This window comes from Tepidimonas ignava, assembly GCF_004342625.1.
Taxonomy (GTDB): Bacteria; Pseudomonadota; Gammaproteobacteria; order Burkholderiales; family Burkholderiaceae_C; genus Tepidimonas; species Tepidimonas ignava.
This window is the reverse complement of the sequence record NZ_SMAH01000006.1, coordinates 46,801-64,774: the sequence shown is the minus strand read 5'-3', so window position 1 is coordinate 64,774 and position 17,974 is coordinate 46,801. Positions and strand designations below refer to the sequence as shown.

Below are 17,974 nucleotides of genomic sequence, written 5' to 3'. Positions count from 1 at the left end.
TCAAGCCCCATGACCAACCCCACTCCTCCCACGTGGCGCACCGCCGACTTTGACTTCGAACTGCCAGCCGAACTGATCGCTCAGCACCCCGCGCCCGAGCGCAGCGCGTCCCGGCTGCTCGACGGCCGCGGCTGGCCCCCGGCCGACCGCATTTTCCGCCAGTTGCCCGAGCTGTTGCAGCCCGGGGATTTGCTCGTGTTCAACGACACCCAGGTCATCAAGGCGCGGCTGTTTGGCGCCAAGCCCACCGGCGGCAGGCTGGAGGTGCTGGTCGAGCGCGTGCTGCCCGACGGCGAGGTCGTGGCGCACATGAAGGTCAGCAAAAAGCCCGCCGTGGGCACCGTGCTGCGCATGGCGCCACAGCCCGACGGCCAGCCCGCGTTCACCGCCACGCTGCTGGGGCGCTGGCCCGAGGCGGATGGGCCGCTGTTTCGGCTGCGTTTTTCCGACGACCCCTACACGCTGATGCAGCGCCACGGTCACGTGCCGCTGCCGCCGTACATCGACCACCCCGACACCGCCGACGACGAGCAGCGCTACCAGACGGTGTTCGCCAAGCACCCCGGCGCGGTGGCCGCCCCCACCGCCGCGCTGCATTTTGACGAGGCCGTGCTGGCCGCGCTGGAGGCGCGCGGGGTGCGCCGCGCCGCGGTCACCCTGCACGTCGGTGCGGGCACCTTCCAGCCGGTCAAGGTGGACGACATCACCCAGCACCGCATGCACAGCGAGTGGTACCGCATCCCGCCCGAGACGCTGGCCGCGCTGGAGCAGACACGCCGCCAGGGCGGACGCATCGTCGCGGTGGGCACCACCACCGTGCGCACGCTGGAAAGCTGGGCCGCCACCGGCCAAACCGAGGGTGACACCGACATCTTCATCACCCCTGGGTTCAGCTTCCGCGTGGTGGACCTGCTGATCACCAACTTCCACCTGCCGCGCAGCACGCTGATGATGCTGGTCAGCGCCTTCGCCGGCTACGAGCGCATCATGGCGCTGTACCGCCACGCCGTGCAGCAGCGCTACCGCTTTTTCAGCTACGGCGACGCGATGCTGTTGCAGCGCGCGCAGCGCTGAGCGCACACCGGCCGGGTGGTGCGCGGTCGGCGCGAGGGGGCCCCAGCGCTTGCGCGCCGCGCCGTAACGTACTACGATGGCAGCCGTGATGAACATCGCCTCCACCCCCTCGTTCGTTTCGCAGGCAGCCACGGCTGTGTCCGACACACCGGGCGCGGCGCAGGTGCTGGCGCTGCGCAAAGCCCTGCAGGTGCAGCAGCAGGGGGCCTTGGCGTTGTTGCAGGCGCTGCCCCAGCCCGCGCCCGCCCCGACGGGCGACCTGCCGCTGGCCACCCAGGGGCCGTTGGGCACCCAGCTCAACGTGATGGCCTAAGGTCGGCGTGCCCCGCCGGCCGGCCTGCGTGCCCCGCGCATCGGGGACAATGCGGGGATGTTGCGCTTCGACGTCCTGACCACCGACCCCACCAGCCACGCCCGCCGCGGGCGGCTCACCCTCAACCACGGCGTGGTTGAAACGCCCATCTTTATGCCCGTGGGCACCTACGGCACGGTCAAAGGTGTCACGCCGCGCAGCCTGCACGAGATGGGCGCGCAAATCATCCTGGGCAACACCTTCCATCTGTGGATGCGGCCTGGGCTGGACGTGATACGGGCTTTCGGCGGCTTGCACGCGTTCGAACAGTGGCACAAGCCGATCCTGACCGACTCGGGCGGCTTTCAGGTCTGGTCGCTGGGGGCGATGCGCAAAATCACCGAGGAAGGGGTGCACTTCGCGTCGCCCGTCAACGGCGACAAACTGTTCATGTCGCCCGAGGTCAGCATCCAAATCCAGACCGTGCTGGGCAGCGACATCGTGATGCAGTTGGACGAGTGCACGCCGTACTGGCAGGGGGACAAGGCCAGCGGCCACGTCACCACCGAGGCCGAGGCGCGCGCCAGCATGGAGCTGAGCCTGCGCTGGGCGCGCCGCTGCAAGGCCGAGTTCGAACGGCTGGGCAACCCCAACGCGCTGTTTGGCATTGTGCAGGGCGGCATGTTCGAACACCTGCGGCAAGCGTCGCTGGAAGCGCTGGTGGAGATGGACTTCCCCGGCTACGCCATCGGAGGCGTGAGCGTGGGCGAGCCCAAAGAGGAGATGCGCCGCATCATGGCGCACACGCCGCACCGCTTGCCGGCCAACAAGCCGCGCTACCTGATGGGCGTGGGCACGCCGGAGGACCTGGTGGAAGGCGTGGCCTGCGGCGTGGACATGTTCGACTGCGTGATGCCCACGCGCAACGCACGCAACGGCACCTACTTCACGCGCTACGGCGACCTCAAGATCCGCAACGCGCGCTACAAAACCGACCCCCTGCCCATCGACCCGAGTTGCACGTGTTACGCCTGCGCGGGCACCTGCGGCGTGAGTTGGAACGACGGCGGCCGTGAGGGTTTTTCGCGCGCGTACCTGCACCACCTGGACCGCTGCGGCGAGATGCTGGGGCCGATGCTGGCCACGATCCACAACCTGCACCACTACCTGAACCTGATGCGCGAGATCCGCGCCGCCCTGGACGCGGGCTGCTACGCGGACTTTCGGCGGCGCTTCGCCGCCGAGCGCAGCCAGGGCGTTTAGGGGTTCGGCGTGTGCGCGGCGGCGTGCGCGCGCACCTCGGCGGTCAGCTCGGCCAGCGCCGCTTCGTCCAGCGTTTCGCGCGCCAGCAGCTCGCGCGCGCCGCGCTCCAGCACGTCGCGGTGGCGCTGCAAGAGGGCGGTGGCCTGCTCGAACGCGTCCATCACGATGCGCCGCACCGCCTCGTCGATGCGCGCTTGCGTCTCGGGGCTGCGCGGGCAGCCGCCGCTGCTCAGGCCCGGCACGTCGAGGAACGGCGTGCGCTGCGCTTCGTAGGCGATGTAGCCCAGCGACTCCTCCATGCCGTAGCGCATCACCATGTCGCGCGCGATGTCGGTGACCTTGGCGATGTCATCGGCCGCGCCGGTGGACAGGTGACCGAAGACGAGCTTTTCGGCGGCGCGCCCGCCCAGCAGCACCATGATTTTGCGCTGCAACTCCTCGCGCGTCATCAGGTAGCGATCCTCGGTGGGGCGCTGGATGGTGTAGCCCAAGGCCCCGATGCCACGCGGGATGATGGAAACCTTGTGCACCGGGTCGGTGCCGGGCAGCGCCAGCGCCACCAACGCGTGGCCCATTTCGTGGTACGCGACGATTTCGCGCTCGCGCGGGTTGAGCAGGCGGTTTTTCTTTTCCAGCCCCGCGACGATGCGCTCGATGGCGGCGGTGAAGTCGGCCAGCGTCACCGCGTCGGCGCCACGGCGGGTGGCCGCCAGCGCCGCTTCGTTGCACAGGTTGGCCAGGTCCGCGCCCGAAAACCCGGGCGTCAGCGCCGCAATCTGCTCCAGGTCCACATCCGGGGCCAGCTTGATTTTGCGCGCGTGCACGCGCAGGATTTGCACGCGACCGGCCTTGTCCGGGCGGTCCACCAGCACCTGGCGGTCGAAGCGGCCGGCGCGCAGCAGCGCGGGGTCCAGGATCTCAGGCCGGTTGGTCGCGGCCAGCAGCACCAACCCCGTGCCGCTGTCAAAGCCGTCGAGCTCCACCAGCAGCTGGTTGAGGGTTTGCTCGCGCTCGTCGTGGCCACCGACGGGCCCAGCCGCACCGCGCGCCCGCCCCAGCGCGTCGAGCTCGTCGATGAAGATGATGGCCGGCGCCTTGGCGCGCGCCTGCTCGAACAGGTCGCGCACGCGCGCCGCGCCCACACCGACGAACATTTCGACGAATTCGCTGCCGCTGATGCTGAAAAACGGCACACCCGCCTCGCCGGCCACGGCCTTGGCCAGCAAGGTCTTGCCGGTGCCGGGCGGCCCCACCAGCAGCACGCCCTTGGGCGCGCGCGCCCCCAGCCGGCCATAGCCCTGCGGGTCTTTGAGGAAGGCCACGATCTCCTGCAATTCAGCCTTGGCTTCGTCCACACCGGCCACGTCCGCGAAGGTCACCCCGGTGTCGTTTTCCACGTAAACCTTGGCGCGGCTTTTGCCGATGTTCATGAAACCACCCACGCCCTGGCGCTCCAACACCTTGCGCACGACAAAAAACCACAGCGCAAAAAACACCAGCGCTGGCACCACCCACGACAGGATGTCACGCACCCAGGTGTTTTCCACCACGCGGGTGTAGGGCACGTCGTAGCGGCTGAGCCGCTCGGCCAGTTGCGGCTCGACACGGTTGGCCACGATGACCGTTTTGCCGCCTGGCTCCGGGGACTTGAGGCGGCCGGTGATCGTGGTTTCGCCGACGATGACTTCAGCCACCTTGCCTTCGGCCAACGCCTGCTCAAAGGCGCTGTAGGGCACCGGCTCCACGGTGCGCGCGGTCTGCCACAGGTTTTGCATCCACAGCAGCAACGTCAGCGCCAGCACCCAGTAGCCGACATTCCACGAGGTTTTCGGGTCGGGTTTCATGGTCCACGGGGCTCCTTCGGCAGGCCCGGCCCCGCCGCCTGCTCGGCAGGCCGGGGTCTTATGGGTTCAGATGTCCAGCGCGGCGCCCGCACGGCGCAGCCGCGCCCGCAAGCGCTCGATTTCGGCTTCGAGCTGCACCACCAGCGCGGCCAGCTCGGGGTCGGCGTCGAAGTGGCGCTGCAACCAGGCCCAGCGCCGCACGCGCTGCAACGCGGCGGCGTCCAAAGGCTCGTCGGTGTCGGCGGCCGGCACCAACCCCGCCTGGGCGGCGGCCTGCCACCAGGCCCACGGCACCCCCGCCGCGCGGCACAGGGCCTGGGCGTCCGTGGCCTCGCCGACCACCTCCACGCGAATGACGTTGAGCTCCATCTCAATGGCTCCTTTCGGCTTCGGCCGCGGCCACTTTTCGGGCGTCGAAGTCGGTCAGCTCGGCGGCCATTTTTTCGTACAGCGCGCGCGCCCGCGGGTCGTACGCGCTGGGCAGGATGACGCGCAGCTGCAGCTCCAGGTCGCCGGGCTCGCGCGCCGGCAGCCCCTTGCCACGCACGGTCAGCGTCTGCCCCGACTGGCTGCCTGCGGGCACGCGCACCTTGAGCGTGCTGCCATCCGGCAGCGTGACCGGCACCACCGCGCCCAGCGCCGCTTCCCACGGGGCCAGCGGCAGCTCGGTGATGAGCGTTTTGCCGTCCAGCCGGTAGCGCGGGTGCGGGCGGATGGCCACCTCCAGGTACAGGTCGCCCGGCGGCTCGCCCGGGCCACCCTGGCCGGCCAGACGGATCAGTTGCCCCGGCCGCACGCCGGCCGGGATGTTGACCTGCAGCGTGCGGTTGCGCAGCACGACGTGGCCGCGTTCGTCCAGCTCGGGCGCCTGCAGCGTCAGCGTGTGCGTGCCGCCACGCCAAGCCTGCTCCAGATCCAACACCACCTTGGCGTGATGGTCCTCGCCGCGCAGCCCGTGCCCGCGCGCGGTGTGGCGCCCCGCGGCCCGCGCGCGGGCCATCCGCCCGAACAGTTCACTGAAAAAGTCGCTGAACTCGGCCGCGTCCATGCCTTCGGGCGCGCCGTGAAATTCAAAGCCAGCGTCCCAGTCCGGCGGCGGGGTGAACGTCTGCCCAGCGCGACGCCCCTGCGCCAGGCGATCGTAGGCCGCGCGCTTGTCCGGGTCGGACAGCACGGCGTAGGCCTCGTTGACCTCGCTCATGCGCTGCGCCGCGTCCGGCTCCTTGCTGACGTCCGGATGGTACTTGCGCGCCAGCTTGCGGTAGGCCCGCTTGATGTCGTCGGCGCTGGCGTCGCGCGCCACGCCCAGCACCGCGTAATAGTCTTTGAACTCCACCTCAGCTCCTTTGTGCGTCGGGGATGCACTGCAACGTCAAGTGGGGTGGCGCCGCGCCGTTTCAACCCCAGCACGCCCTGCGTCGTCAGCGCTCGTCGGCGTCGGCCACAAACACCGTCAGCACGCCGGTGTAACCGTACAGCCGGTGGTGCGCGATCTCGCCGGCGGCAAAAAAGCCCACCAACGGCACGTCGCCCAGGGCCTGGCGCAGCAGTTGCAGCTCGGCGCTGGCGCCGCCAAAGTGCGGGCCACCGCGCCCGTTGCAACTGACGTACACCGCGCCGGCCACACGCTGCAAGGGGTCGGCATCCGACTCGCCCGCCAGCGCCTCGCGCACCTCGGCCCCGATGCGCAGCAGGTCCGCACGCGCCGCGTGCACGTGGCGCTCGCACAGCATCCAGCCCGCGCCGGGCGGCAGCTCATCGGCCACCACCAGGGCACGCTGCGCCGGGTCGATGCCCACCAGATGCCGCACCAACACGTCCTCCCCCAAGCGCAGCGGCACCCGCCCGGGCACAGGTGGGTCGGGGACACGGTCCGCAGCCGGCGCGATCCAGCCCACCAACGTGCCGCGCAGCCGCGCCACGATCGCCCCCAGGTCGTGCGCGGGCAACCCCAGGTCGCGCAGCACCACGTCCAGCGCCGGCTCGCCATCCAGCGCCTCGACCCGGTGGCCGTGCACGCCGGTCACGCGCCGCAGCGGCGTGATCGCCCGCACGCCCTGGGTCACCCGCGCCACGATGCCCACGTCGGGCGCCCAGGCCACGCCGCTCAAGCCACCCTCCCACACGCCTTCGGCCGCGGCGTGGCCGTGCCCGGCCAGCCCCCCGCGGCTGCTGCGCGCGATTTGCACCGCCCCGGCACGGCTGGCCACCAACCCCCCGAACACAAAATGCCCCACGGTGCGCTCGGCCAGCTCGCGCACCAGCTCCGGCAACTCCGGCGTCGCGGGGTCGGCGTGCACCAACGCCGTCTGTGGCACAAAGCCATCCGGTCCGCGCACCGCCGGCAGCGGCGCCAGCCCATGGAACACCCGGTAGCGCGTCGGCGCCAGGTCGCACAGCATGACGCTGAGCGCGGGCTCGTCGATGTACTCCACCCCTTGGGCGGCAATGCCCAGGGCCACCGCCCCGGCCCAGTCGGTCACCTGGGGCAGCTCGGCGCTCAAGCTGGCCAGCAGTTCGCGCGCGTGGGCGGCGTAGTGGTCGGTCAGGTACAGCAGACCCAGCGGCCAGCGCCGGTCGGGGTGGGCCGCCATCTGCGCACGCAACTGCGCCACCACCTGCGCGGTGGCCACCGACCACTGCGGGTGGGTGGCGTGGGCATGCACAAACCGTTTCATGGACGTTGGGGGGGCGGTGCGCGACGGCCCGCGCGACGCGCCGCGGCTGGGGCGGCTGGCGGCGGCGCCGACGCCCCTTGAGCGTTCGGGGCCGGGTTCGGCGCAGACGTTGCCACGCCGCGCGCCGCGTCGGCCACCGTCTGCTGGGCGATCGTCTGAAACTGCTCGCTCAGCGCCCGCCACCAGCGCACCGGATCGAAGTCCGGTGCCACGCCGCCGGCCGGCGCAGCGTCGGCTGCGGCCCCGGCCAAGGGCGCCGAGCCCGCGGCGGGCGCCTCTGCGGGGGGCGCTGCGGCCGCAGCACCCCGGGCCGCCGCGGTGGCGCCGGCCTGCGCCATCGTCTGCCAACCGACGTTCATCGAGCGCAGCGCCGCCAACGTCATGCGCTGCACTTGCAGCGCCTGAATCGTGGCCTGCAGCGCGCGGGCGTTTTGTTCCAACCAAAAGTGCACGGCCTGCAGGTCGCGGATGCGTCGGTCCAGTTCATCCACGTCCAGCACCGGCGCCACCCACCCGGCCCAAGGCGGCGCAGGCGTGCCAGCGTCGGCCGCTTGGGCCGGGGCCGCTGCGGGCCACCCCGGCATGCCGGGAAACAGGCGCGCAAACGGCGCCCAGGCCTGGGCCCACGCGCCGGGGTCGGGTTGGTTCATGGCCAGCCTCCTGGGGTTGGTGTGACATCCGTAGCATGCCACAGTTGGCTTGACACGGATCAAGCGTCGTCCGTGCAGGCACCGCCTTGGCCTTGGCGGGGATACGCTTTGCCCGCACAATGCCAACCATGCGCCCGCAACGGGCTGCCCAGGAGCCCATGACCATGACCCAAGCCATTTCGGACACGTTCGCCCAGCAACTGCAACAGATGCGCGCCGACCTCATCGCCCACCTGCGCCAGCGCCGCGGTGGCAAGGTGGGGCGCGCCCAGGCCGCCCCCGACCCCCACGAGGTGCAAAGCGGCGACTGGAACCAGTTCGACAGCGAGCGCGACCTGGAGCAGGCGCTGGACGAGCGCGAAACCGCGGCGCTGCGCGACATCGACGCGGCGCTGCAGCGCATCGCCGACGGCACCTTCGGGTTGTGCGTGGACTGCGGCGCCGAAATCCCTGCCGCACGGCTGCACGCCGCCCCCACGACGCTGCGCTGCCTGGCATGCCAACAACGCTACGAACGCGAGCATCCCACCGCCGCACCGTCGCTTTGACGGCGCTGGCCGTGGCGGCCGCCCACGCCGTGGTGCTGGGGGGGTGGGCGCTGCAACCCGCGCCGCCGCGGCCGACGGACGCCGGCGTGCTGGCGGCCTGGACGGTGCCAGCGACCGCCGACGCCACGCCCACCCAAGCCCCCGCCCGCGCCCGGGGGACGAGCGCGGCGCGCGCCCCCGCGACGCCTGCGGGTGCCGCGCCGCCTGCGGCGGCCACGTCGCCCGACCCGACGATGGAGCCGCCCGAGCCGCCAGCGCCGGACGCGGCCAGCCCTACCGAGCCATCGGCGCCGGCCGAGGCGGTGGCCGCCCCGCCTGAGCCGACGGTCACGGCCAGCGCTGCACCCCCCTCCGACGACAGGCCGGCCAGCGCCGCGCCGGCCACGGCGGAGACCCGCCCCCCGACGCCTTGGGCCATCCCCCCCGACGTTTGGCCGCGCAGCGCGGAGCTGCACTACGACGTTCGTGCGGAGATGCGCGGTCTGGGCCTCGGCGCCCGCGCCACGTTGCAGTGGCAAGCCGAAGGCCCCCACTACAGCGCAACGCTCACCTTGGGCGCGCTGTGGGCGCAGCGCAGCCAGCGCAGCGCGGGGGACATCACACCGGCGGGCCTGCGCCCTGCCGAGTACGCCGACCAAGGCAAACGCACGCGCACCCTGCGGCTGACCTGGGCCTCGCCGCACGAGCCCGGCCAAGCGCAGCGCGAAGACGGCCGCACCCTGTCCCCGCTGCCCAGCGGGGCCCAAGACCGCTTGAGCATGTTCATGCAACTGGGGGCGTGGGTGACGCTGCTGCAACCGCCACCCGGCGCGCGGCTGGTGGTGCCGGTGGTCGGCCTGGGTGAGGTGCAAACCTGGACCTTTGTGGCAGGGGAGCACGAGACGCTGGAGCTGCCGGTGGGCACGCTGCGCGCCGTGCGCGTGCAGCGTGTGGTCGACGGCGGTCGCGCCCTCGGTGTGACCCTGTGGTACGCCCCGGCGTGGGGCGTGCTGCCGGTGCGTGTGCTGCTGCAGGAAACCGACGGTCAACGCATCGATCAAAGCCTACAAAGCGGTCGACTGCAAAGCGCGTCCCCTTGAAAAACCGGCTCGCGCCCTGATATCCGGGTCGAATCCCCGGACCCAGCGCGGCCCCGGTGTTAGGACGGACGCTTGCAGGGTCAACGCGTTTCGAGGACAGTTACGCCATGCAGATGCTCTACAACTCCGACAGCTTTGCGGTGGTCCACATCCTGGCCAACGCGCAGGAGGTGGCCAGCGCTGCCAGCGGCGAATCCACCGGACCGGTGCTGCCGCGCCACGGTTTCGAAATCGTGGACAAGCGCTCCGGTAAGGAGGTGTACCTGGACGGCTCGTGGGCCGAGCTGTTCCAGCGCCAGATCGAAGCCTGGCAGCGCGAGCACCCGACCCAGGAAGAGGTCGAAGAAGCACTGGAGCGCTACGCGACACTGGCCCAGACCCCGGTGGTGGTGCACTGAGAGCCGAACCGTCACACCACAACCCGGCGGCACCGATGCACCCCCCGATGGCCTGCCCACCCACCGCCCAACCTTGGCTGGCGCACGGGGGGGCCCTGTGCTGAGCCTCGGGCTGGCGCTGCGTACCCCGCGCCGCACGGCGTTGCGGTGGATCGGTGCGGCCGCCGCAGGCAGCATGGGTGGACGTGCGCCGGCAGCCTTGCCAACGATGGGGGCCGACACGGCCCCCGCCGAGGCCCATCGGCTGCCCGCCTGGGTCCAGGCGCGCCTGCAAAACCTCGGGCAACCGCGCTGGTTGCTGCTGGGCGAGCAGCACGACGCCGCGCAGCACCAGCAACTGCACGCCGCGGTGGTGACGGCGCTGGCTGCGCAAGGTACGCTGGCCGCCATCGTGCTGGAAATGGCCGAGCGCGGCACACAAACCACCCACCTGGGCCCAGACGCCACCGAAGCCGACACCCGAGCGGCCCTGCGCTGGAACACGCGTGGCTGGCCTTGGGAACGCTATGGCGCGCTGGTCATGGCCGGCGTGCGCGCGGGCGTGCCGGTGGTCGGTGGCAACCTGCCGCGCCAGCAGCATGCCGCCGTCATGCACGACCCGCGCTGGGACGACCGCCTGCCCCCCGACCAGCACCGGGCGCTGCTGCGCGCCATCGACGAGGGCCATTGCCATCAACTGCCCGCCAACCAGTGGCCGGCCATGGCGCGCATCCAAATTGCCCGCGACGACGCCATGGCCGCCACCCTGCTGGCGTGGCAACACCCCACACGGACGGTGCTGCTGCTGACCGGTGCGCAGCACGCGCGCCGCGACCGTGGCGTGCCGCTGCACCTGGCCCGGCTGCTCGGGCGCCCCCTGCCGGCACCGCAACTCATCAGCGTGGAGCTGCGCGCCAGCCACGACGCCACCCCTGACCCGGCTTACGACGCCCTGTGGCTCACCGACCCTGTGCCACCGGTGGACCACTGCGCGGCGCTGCGCAGCTAGCTTGCAACAGGCTCCATGGCGGTGCGCAACACGCGTGCGTAGTTTTCGAATGCCACTTTGCGCAGGACGCGTTCGGGCATGCCCGCGGCCACCAGCTCTTCCACCGCCTTGGCCAAGTCGCCATAGTGGTTGATCACCGTCCAGTTACGCAACCCAGACATGTCGGTGCCAAACGCCACGTGATCTTCGCCCAGCAGCTCCACGGTCTCCATCACCAGACGGACATAACCACTCAGGCGATGACCCGCTGTTTGGTCAAACGTCCACAACCCGACAACGCCCCCACGCTCAGCAATGGCACGGGCCGTCTCAACCGGCAGCAAGCGGTCACCGCGCCACGCCATGTTGCGCCCCGCGCGCAACGCGCTGTGGGACCACACCACAGGCCGCTTGGAGTGTTGCGCCGCGGTCAATGCGGCCGAGGGCGTCATATGGGCCAAGTCAACCAAGATACCAAGGCGGTTGCAGCGGGCAATCAACTCCTTGCCCAATGGGGTAAGCCCACCGTGCTGCTCGGGGCGGGACTGCACGTCCGACAGTGGATTGGGTGTGTAGTGCACGACCTGTAAATGACGTACACCCAGGCGGTACACCAGATCAATGCGCTGCAGCTCCGCGTCGACAAAGTCGCACCCCTCGCTGGCCAACACAACCGCCGTGCGCCCCGCCGCAGCGGCGTCCACGTCGGCGGCGGTGCGCGCGATGTTGACGCCTGCCTGCTCGGCGGCCTGCACCATGCGCTGCAAACCAGCTTCGGTGTTGGCCCACATCCGATCGGGGTCGGGGGGCATCGGCGGTGGCAACAGTTGACCGTCGGGTCCACGGCGAATCCAGTCCAGATCGGGCACCCACTTCCAGGCCACCAGCTTGACATGTCCCTCCGCCATGAAGCGGTCGGGACTGAAGGTGGGCGTGCGTGTCGGACCGAAAAGCCCCATGTGGCTGTGGCAGTCGGCCAGCGGCAACACCGGCGCTGGCGACTGCGCCCATGCCACGGGCAAGGGTGCTGCACAGGCCGCCGCCCAACCCAACACGCTGCGCCGCGAGCACCCCACCAACGCCCAGCGCCTAGACTGACCAGGCGGCTGCCGCAACGGATCCGATGCTTGCTCGACACGGGTTGCGTCGTGTTCCTGCGCCCCCATTTCACACCCCCATGCGGCTGCTGCACCCTGACGCGCCGCGGCGTTGGTTTACAGCGCCACGCGCCAGGCTCGCAATCAGGGCTAACCCCAACCCTCTGCGGCCACACCCGCCACCGGCGTGTGAGCAGCGCGCACGTCGGCCAGCACGCGCAGCACGGCCTGCCCGTAAGCCTGGCGCTTTTTCTCGCCCAGGCCGGGGATGCCTTTGAGTTCCGCCATCGTGGTGGGCGAGCGCTCGGCCAGCGCCAGCAGTGTGGCGTCGTGGAAGATGACGTAGGCGGGCAGATCATGCTCGCGCGCCACCTCGGCACGCCAGCGCTTGAGCGCCGCCAGCGCCTCGCGCGCCTGCAGCGGCAAGCGTGCCTCGCTGGCCAGCGCCCGTGCCTGCCGGGTGGCGCGCCCACGGCCTGCCCCGCTGGGCGCCGCGGCCACCCGCAGCCGCACCGGCTGCTCACCGCGCAAGATGAGCCGCGCCGCGGCGGTCAGATACAGGGTGTGAAACTCGCCCGCCACCTGCACCGCCCCCAACGCCACCAGTTGGCGCAGCACGCGGCGCCACTCGGTCTCGTCCAGCTCGCGCCCGATCGCCCACGTCGACAGCCGTTCGTGGCCGTGCTGGCGCACCTTGTCTGTGGCCTGCCCGCGCAACACGTCGATGACGTGCCCCGCCCCCCACGCCTGCCCGGTTTGTTGCAGGCGGTAGATGCACGACAGCAGCTTGCGTGCGGCTTCGGTAGCGTCCCAGGTCTGGGGCGGCGCCAAGCAGTTGTCGCAGTTGCCGCACGGGCTGCTGGCCTCGCCAAAGTAGGCCAGCAGCTGCTGGCGGCGGCAGGTGGTGGACTCGGCCAGCGCCAGCAGCGCGTCCAACTTGCCGCGCAGCACGCGCTTGAAGTCGTCGCTGGCGGCGCTGTCGTCGATCAGGCGGCGCTGCTGCACCACGTCGCCCAGCCCGTAGGCCATCCAGGCGTTGGCCGGCTCGCCGTCGCGGCCAGCACGCCCGGTCTCCTGGTAGTAGCCCTCGATGTTCTTGGGCAGGTCCACGTGGGCCACGAAGCGCACGTCGGGCTTGTCGATGCCCATGCCAAAGGCGATCGTGGCCACCATGATGAGGCCGTCGTCGCGCACGAAACGGTCCTGGTGGCGCTGGCGCGTGGCGGCGTCCAGCCCGGCGTGGTAGGGCAGCGCCTGCAAACCCGCCGCCTGCAGCCGCGCGGCCACCGCTTCGACCTTGCGGCGCGAGGCGCAGTAAACGATGCCGCTGTCGTGGCGACCGTCGGGCAGGGTGTGCTCGTCGCCGATGAAGCGCAGCAACTGGCGCAGCGTGTCGCGCTTTTCGACGATGGTGTAGCGGATGTTGGGCCGGTCGAAACTCGCCACGAAGGTGCGCGCTTGCTGCAGGTGCAGGTGCGCCACGATGTCGGCCCGGGTCAGCGCGTCGGCGGTGGCCGTCAGCGCCACGCGCGGCACACCGGGCAGCCGCTCGGCCAACACCGCCAGCTCACGGTATTCGGGCCGAAAGTCGTGCCCCCACTGGCTGACGCAGTGCGCCTCGTCAATGGCCAACAGCGCCAGCCGCCCCGCCGCGTGCAGCGCCTGCAACCGGGCAACAAAGCGCGGGGTGACCAAACGTTCCGGCGCCGCGTACAGCAGCGTCAGTTCGCCACGCACCAGGCGCTGCTCGACCTCGGCGGCCTGCGCGGGGGTGAGGGTGGAGTTGAGGTACGCGGCCTCCACCCCGGCCTCGCGCAGCGCCCCCACCTGGTCGTGCATCAGCGCGATCAGCGGCGACACGACGACGGTCACCCCCAGCCCCGCGCGTTGGCGCACGATGGCCGGGATCTGGTAGCACAACGACTTGCCGCCCCCGGTGGGCATCAGCACCAGCGCGTCGCCACCGGCGGCCACGTGGGCCACCACGTCGGCCTGCAACCCCCGGAAGTCGGTGTAGCCGAACACCTCGGCCAGCACGGCGCGGCCTGCCTGCAGCGCCTGTGCGGGCGTGAGCGCGCTCACATCTGTTCCCAGGGCAACCCCTCGAAACGCCAGCCGTTGCGCGTGGAGCGGTGGAAGTGCTCGTCCAGCTCGCCTTCGAACCCGTGCACCACGTGCGCCACGTCGGTGAAGCCCGCCGCCTCCAGCGCCGCGCCCGCGTCCAGCGTGCGCTTGCCGCTGCGGCAGATCAGCAGGATCGGGCGCGTGTGGCTGCCGGCTTCCTCCAGCACCTTGCGCGCAAAGCCTTGCGGGTCGGGCGTCAGGTCGGGGTATTCGTACCAGGGGATGTTGACCACCCCCGGCGGTCGCCCCACGTAGAGCGACTCGATCTCCATGCGCACGTCGACAAACAGCGGGCGCTGCTCGGGTGGGGCGTCAGCCTGCGCTTGCAGCCAGGCCCACGCCTCACGGGGTTGCAGGTGCTTCATCGGTCCACGCTCAGCCCTGGGCCACCAGCTTGCGGGCGGCGTCGCGGGCGAAGTAGGTCAGCACCCCGTCGGCGCCGGCGCGCTTGAACGCCAGCAGGCTCTCCATCATCACCGCGTCGTGGTCCAGCCAGCCGTTGGCCGCCGCGGCCTTGAGCATCGCGTACTCGCCACTGACCTGGTAGGCGAAGGTGGGCACCTTGAATTCGTCCTTGACGCGGCGCACCACGTCCAGGTACGGCATGCCAGGCTTGACCATCACCATGTCGGCACCTTCGGCCAGGTCCAAGGCGACTTCACGCAGCGCCTCGTCGGAATTGGCCGGGTCCATCTGGTAAACCTTTTTGTCGGCCTTGCCCAGGTTGGCCGCGCTGCCCACGGCGTCGCGAAACGGCCCGTAAAAGGCGCTGGCGTACTTGGCGCTGTAGGCCATGATGCGCGTGTGCACATGGCCGCGCGCTTCCAGCGCCTGGCGGATCGCGCCGATGCGGCCGTCCATCATGTCGCTGGGCGCGACGATGTCCACGCCCGCGGCGGCCTGCACCAGCGCCTGCTTGACCAGCACCTCGACGGTGGCGTCGTTGACGATGTAGCCGGTGTCGTCGAGCAAGCCGTCCTGACCGTGGCTGGTGTAAGGGTCCAGCGCCACGTCGGTCATGATGCCAAGGTTCGGCACGCGCGCCTTGAGCTCGGCCACCACGCGCGGAATCAAGCCGTCGGGGTTCCACGCTTCGCGCCCGTCGGGGGTTTTGAGCGCCGGGTCGATGACCGGAAACAGCGCCATGACCGGGATGCCCAGGTCGGCGCACTCCTGCGCCACCGGCAGCAACTGGTCCAGGCTGAGACGCTCCACCCCGGGCATCGAGGCCACCGGCTCGCGCCGGCCCTGGCCGTCCAGCACGAACACCGGGTAAATGAGGTCATGCACCGTCAGGTGGTGCTCACGCACCAGGTTGCGGGTGAAGACATCGCGCCGCAGACGGCGCGGACGCGACAGCGGGTACGGAGCCGGGTGGCCGGCGGTGGGACTGGGCACGTTCATAACCCGCTATTGTGACGCGCTCGCGCACGCCTGCGCACACCGCGGGCAGATGCACGCGCGCCCACGGGCGGGCGTGGGCACGCGCGCCAGCAGCTCGGCGTCGAACGCCACACGCGTGCACCAACACGGCGGCTGCGCTTGGCCGCTGGCGCGCTGCGCCTCCAGCGCGCAACCGTTGGGCCCGCCGCACAACGGGCAGCGGGTGGGGTCGACCTCAGGCTCCACGAGCCGCTTTGACCTTTTGGCGCCAGGCGTGCAGCAGCGGCTCGGTGTAACCGCTGGGCTGCTCCTTGCCCTTGAACACCAGATCAAGCGCCGCCTGGAAGGCCATGCTGGCCTCGAAGTTGGGCGCCATCGGGCGGTAGTTGGGGTCGCCGGCGTTTTGCTGGTCCACCTTGCGCGCCATGCGCTCGAAGGTGGCGCGCACCTGCTCGGGCGTCACCACGCCGTGGTGCAGCCAGTTGGCCACGTGCTGGCTGCTGATGCGCAGCGTGGCACGGTCCTCCATCAGGCCCACGTCGTTGATGTCGGGCACCTTGGAGCAGCCAATGCCCTGGTCCACCCAACGCACCACGTAGCCCAGGATGCCTTGGATGTTGTTGTCCAACTCGGCCTGCTTGTCGGCCTCGCTCCAGTTGGGGTTGGACGCCACCGGCACGGTCAGCAAACCGGTCAGCAAGGTGTCGCGCTCGGCATCGGCGTCGATGCGCTCCAGCTCTTGCTGCACCGCCGCCACATCCACCTGGTGGTAGTGCAGCGCGTGCAGCGTGGCCGCGGTGGGGCTGGGCACCCACGCGGTGTTGGCGCCGGCCTTGGGGTGGGCGATTTTTTGCTCCAGCATCGCGCGCATCAGGTCCGGCATCGCCCACATGCCCTTGCCGATCTGCGCGCGCCCGCGCAGCCCGCACTTGAGGCCCACCAGCACGTTGTTGCGCTCGTAGGCCTGGATCCAGGCGCTGGCCTTCATGTCGTTCTTGCGGATCATCGGGCCAGCCAGCATCGCGGTGTGGATCTCGTCGCCGGTGCGGTCCAGGAATCCCGTGTTGATAAACGCCACCCGGCTGGCCGCCGCCGCGATGCACGCCTTCAGATTGACGCTGGTGCGGCGCTCCTCGTCCATGATGCCGAGCTTGACCGTGCTGTCCGGCAGCCCCAGCAGCTGCTCGACACGCCCGAACAGCTCGGCGGCGAAGGCCACTTCGCGCGGGCCATGCATCTTGGGCTTGACGATGTAGATACTGCCGGTGCGGCTGTTGCGGATCGGCTCGCCGCTGGGCAGCTTGCCATGGCCCTTCAAGTCATGCAGCGCAATGGTGGTCGTCACCACCGCGTCCATGATGCCCTCCGGAATCTCGCGCACCGTGCCCTCGGCGTCGGTGTACAGGATGGCCGGGTTGGTCATCAGGTGGCCGACGTTGCGCACGAACAGCAACGAGCGGCCCGGCAGCACGACCTCCCCGCGCCCGTCGGGCGCCGTGTAGCGGCGGTCGCCGTGCAGGCCGCGCGTCAGCGTCCGCCCGCCCTTGTCGAACGATTCGGTCAGCCAGCCCTGCATCATGCCGAGCCAGTTGCGGTAGCCCAGCACCTTGTCTTCGGCGTCCACCGCGGCCACCGAATCCTCCAAGTCCAGGATGGTGGACAGCGCGGCCTCCACCACCACGTCACACACCCCGGCGGCGTCGGTCGCTCCGATCGGGTGCGTGCGGTCGATGCGGATGTCCAGATGCAACCCATGGTGGCGCAGCAGCACCGCCGACGGCGCCGTCGCCGGCCCCTGGTAGCCGACGAACTGCGCCGGATCCTTCAGACCCGTGACCGCCCCGCCCTGGAGGGTGACGCGCAAGGCACCGTCCACCACCGCGTAACCGCTGGCCTGGGCATGCGAGCCCTGGGCCAAGGGCGCCGCCTGATCCAGCACCCCGCGCGCGTACGCAATCACTTTGGCGCCACGCTTTTCGTTGTAGCCCGGCCCTTTGGCGCAGCCGTCGTCCTCGGCAATGACGTCGGTGCCATAGAGCGCGTCGTACAGACTGCCCCAGCGGGCATTGGCGGCGTTGAGCGCATAACGCGCATTCAGAATCGGCACCACCAACTGCGGACCCGCCTGGGCGGCGAGCTCGGTATCCACATTGGCCGTCGTCACCTGCACCGGGCCGGGCGGCGGCACCAGGTACCCGATCGTCTCCAGAAATTGCCGGTACGCCACCGGGTTTTGAATCGGCCCCGGATTGGCGCTGTGCCACTTGTCCAGCTCGGCCTGCAAGCGGTCGCGCTCGGCCAACAAGGCGCGGTTCTTCGGCGCCAAATCGGCCACGATGGCGTCGAACCCCGCCCAAAAACGCGCGGAGTCGATGCCCGTGCCGGGCAGCACCTGGTCCTCAATGAAACGGTACAACACCTCGGCCACCTGCAGGCGGCCCACCGTGATGCGCGGGGTGGTCATGATCGATCGTGCTCCTGTCGTGTTTGGGCGCGGCCGAGCCGGGCTCGGCCCCAATGGAGAAGCGGGCAATATACGGCAATCGGGCGTCATGATCGAGCCCATCAAAGCCGACT

19 protein-coding genes are annotated in these 17,974 nt (G+C 70.5%); 8 read left to right on the top strand and 11 right to left on the bottom strand.

Annotation, left to right across the window (positions count from 1 at the left end):
* Positions 1-9: 9 nt before the first annotated feature.
* The 3 genes from queA to tgt all read left to right on the top strand — a co-directional run bounded on the left by queA (position 10) and on the right by tgt (position 2,629).
* A complete protein-coding gene (gene queA, locus EDC36_RS06070; protein WP_132962360.1) occupies positions 10-1,074 on the top strand; it encodes a tRNA preQ1(34) S-adenosylmethionine ribosyltransferase-isomerase QueA in 1,065 nt (354 codons plus the stop codon).
* 88 nt (positions 1,075-1,162) lie between these two features.
* Complete coding sequence (locus EDC36_RS06065) at positions 1,163-1,387, top strand: putative motility protein (protein WP_132962359.1); 225 nt, start codon at positions 1,163-1,165, stop codon at positions 1,385-1,387.
* Positions 1,388-1,444: 57 nt separating this feature from the next.
* The gene (gene tgt / locus EDC36_RS06060; RefSeq protein ID WP_132962358.1) at positions 1,445-2,629 is read left to right on the top strand and encodes a tRNA guanosine(34) transglycosylase Tgt; all 1,185 of its coding nucleotides are present in this window, start codon (positions 1,445-1,447) and stop codon (positions 2,627-2,629) included.
* On the opposite strand, the gene ftsH is transcribed toward tgt, so the two are convergent.
* The 5 genes from ftsH to EDC36_RS06035 form a co-directional block, all read right to left on the bottom strand.
* Positions 2,626-4,473 carry an ATP-dependent zinc metalloprotease FtsH gene (ftsH, locus tag EDC36_RS06055; protein ID WP_132962357.1) on the bottom strand — a complete coding sequence of 616 codons (1,848 nt, stop codon included), beginning with the start codon at positions 4,471-4,473 and terminating at the stop codon, positions 2,626-2,628. The genes tgt and ftsH overlap by 4 nt on opposite strands.
* 66 nt (positions 4,474-4,539) lie before the next feature.
* Positions 4,540-4,842 carry a MerR family transcriptional regulator gene (locus EDC36_RS06050; RefSeq protein ID WP_132962356.1) on the bottom strand — a complete coding sequence of 101 codons (303 nt, stop codon included), beginning with the start codon at positions 4,840-4,842 and terminating at the stop codon, positions 4,540-4,542.
* 1 nt (position 4,843) lies between these two features.
* Entirely contained in the window at positions 4,844-5,809 is a 966-nt protein-coding gene (locus EDC36_RS06045; protein ID WP_132962355.1) for a DnaJ C-terminal domain-containing protein, read from the bottom strand.
* 85 nt (positions 5,810-5,894) lie between these two features.
* Entirely contained in the window at positions 5,895-7,151 is a 1,257-nt protein-coding gene (locus EDC36_RS06040; protein WP_132962354.1) for an FIST signal transduction protein, read from the bottom strand.
* Positions 7,148-7,801, bottom strand: a complete 654-nt coding sequence (locus EDC36_RS06035) for a PhaM family polyhydroxyalkanoate granule multifunctional regulatory protein (protein ID WP_132962353.1) — start codon at positions 7,799-7,801, stop codon at positions 7,148-7,150. Before EDC36_RS06035 ends, EDC36_RS06040 begins: the two co-directional genes overlap by 4 nt.
* A gap of 164 nt (positions 7,802-7,965) precedes the next feature.
* Between EDC36_RS06035 and EDC36_RS06030 the strand changes: the two genes are divergently transcribed.
* The 4 genes from EDC36_RS06030 to EDC36_RS06015 all read left to right on the top strand — a co-directional run bounded on the left by EDC36_RS06030 (position 7,966) and on the right by EDC36_RS06015 (position 10,814).
* Positions 7,966-8,349, top strand: coding sequence for a TraR/DksA family transcriptional regulator (locus tag EDC36_RS06030; protein WP_132962352.1), 384 nt, complete (start codon positions 7,966-7,968; stop codon positions 8,347-8,349).
* 11 nt (positions 8,350-8,360) lie between these two features.
* Complete coding sequence (locus EDC36_RS06025; protein ID WP_132962351.1) at positions 8,361-9,428, top strand: DUF3108 domain-containing protein; 1,068 nt, start codon at positions 8,361-8,363, stop codon at positions 9,426-9,428.
* A 107-nt stretch (positions 9,429-9,535) separates the two neighbouring features.
* Positions 9,536-9,826: a BTH_I0359 family protein gene (locus EDC36_RS06020; RefSeq protein WP_132962350.1), complete on the top strand. Its 291-nt coding sequence runs from the start codon at positions 9,536-9,538 to the stop codon at positions 9,824-9,826.
* 208 nt (positions 9,827-10,034) lie between these two features.
* Positions 10,035-10,814: a ChaN family lipoprotein gene (locus EDC36_RS06015; RefSeq protein WP_165902826.1), complete on the top strand. Its 780-nt coding sequence runs from the start codon at positions 10,035-10,037 to the stop codon at positions 10,812-10,814.
* On the opposite strand, the gene EDC36_RS06010 is transcribed toward EDC36_RS06015, so the two are convergent.
* The gene (locus EDC36_RS06010) at positions 10,811-11,701 is read right to left on the bottom strand and encodes a dipeptidase (protein ID WP_165902825.1); all 891 of its coding nucleotides are present in this window, start codon (positions 11,699-11,701) and stop codon (positions 10,811-10,813) included. The genes EDC36_RS06015 and EDC36_RS06010 overlap by 4 nt on opposite strands.
* Here EDC36_RS06010 and EDC36_RS13175 point away from each other — a divergent pair.
* Positions 11,700-11,891, top strand: a complete 192-nt coding sequence (locus tag EDC36_RS13175; protein ID WP_165902824.1) for a hypothetical protein — start codon at positions 11,700-11,702, stop codon at positions 11,889-11,891. The genes EDC36_RS06010 and EDC36_RS13175 overlap by 2 nt on opposite strands.
* 149 nt (positions 11,892-12,040) lie before the next feature.
* Here EDC36_RS13175 and recQ read toward each other — a convergent pair whose 3' ends face one another.
* From recQ to EDC36_RS05985, 5 genes are read right to left on the bottom strand one after another with little or no spacing between them, the layout of a single operon-like run.
* A complete protein-coding gene (gene recQ, locus EDC36_RS06005) occupies positions 12,041-13,972 on the bottom strand; it encodes a DNA helicase RecQ (RefSeq protein WP_243646492.1) in 1,932 nt (643 codons plus the stop codon).
* The gene (locus EDC36_RS06000) at positions 13,969-14,379 is read right to left on the bottom strand and encodes a rhodanese-like domain-containing protein (protein ID WP_132962347.1); all 411 of its coding nucleotides are present in this window, start codon (positions 14,377-14,379) and stop codon (positions 13,969-13,971) included. The genes recQ and EDC36_RS06000 overlap by 4 nt, the downstream gene beginning before the upstream one ends.
* A gap of 10 nt (positions 14,380-14,389) precedes the next feature.
* Entirely contained in the window at positions 14,390-15,418 is a 1,029-nt protein-coding gene (gene hemB, locus EDC36_RS05995; RefSeq protein WP_132962346.1) for a porphobilinogen synthase, read from the bottom strand.
* A gap of 6 nt (positions 15,419-15,424) precedes the next feature.
* Positions 15,425-15,643: a cysteine-rich CWC family protein gene (locus EDC36_RS05990; protein ID WP_132962345.1), complete on the bottom strand. Its 219-nt coding sequence runs from the start codon at positions 15,641-15,643 to the stop codon at positions 15,425-15,427.
* Positions 15,633-17,861 carry a malate synthase G gene (locus EDC36_RS05985; RefSeq protein WP_132962344.1) on the bottom strand — a complete coding sequence of 743 codons (2,229 nt, stop codon included), beginning with the start codon at positions 17,859-17,861 and terminating at the stop codon, positions 15,633-15,635. The genes EDC36_RS05990 and EDC36_RS05985 overlap by 11 nt, the downstream gene beginning before the upstream one ends.
* Between the last annotated feature and the right edge of the window lie 113 nt (positions 17,862-17,974).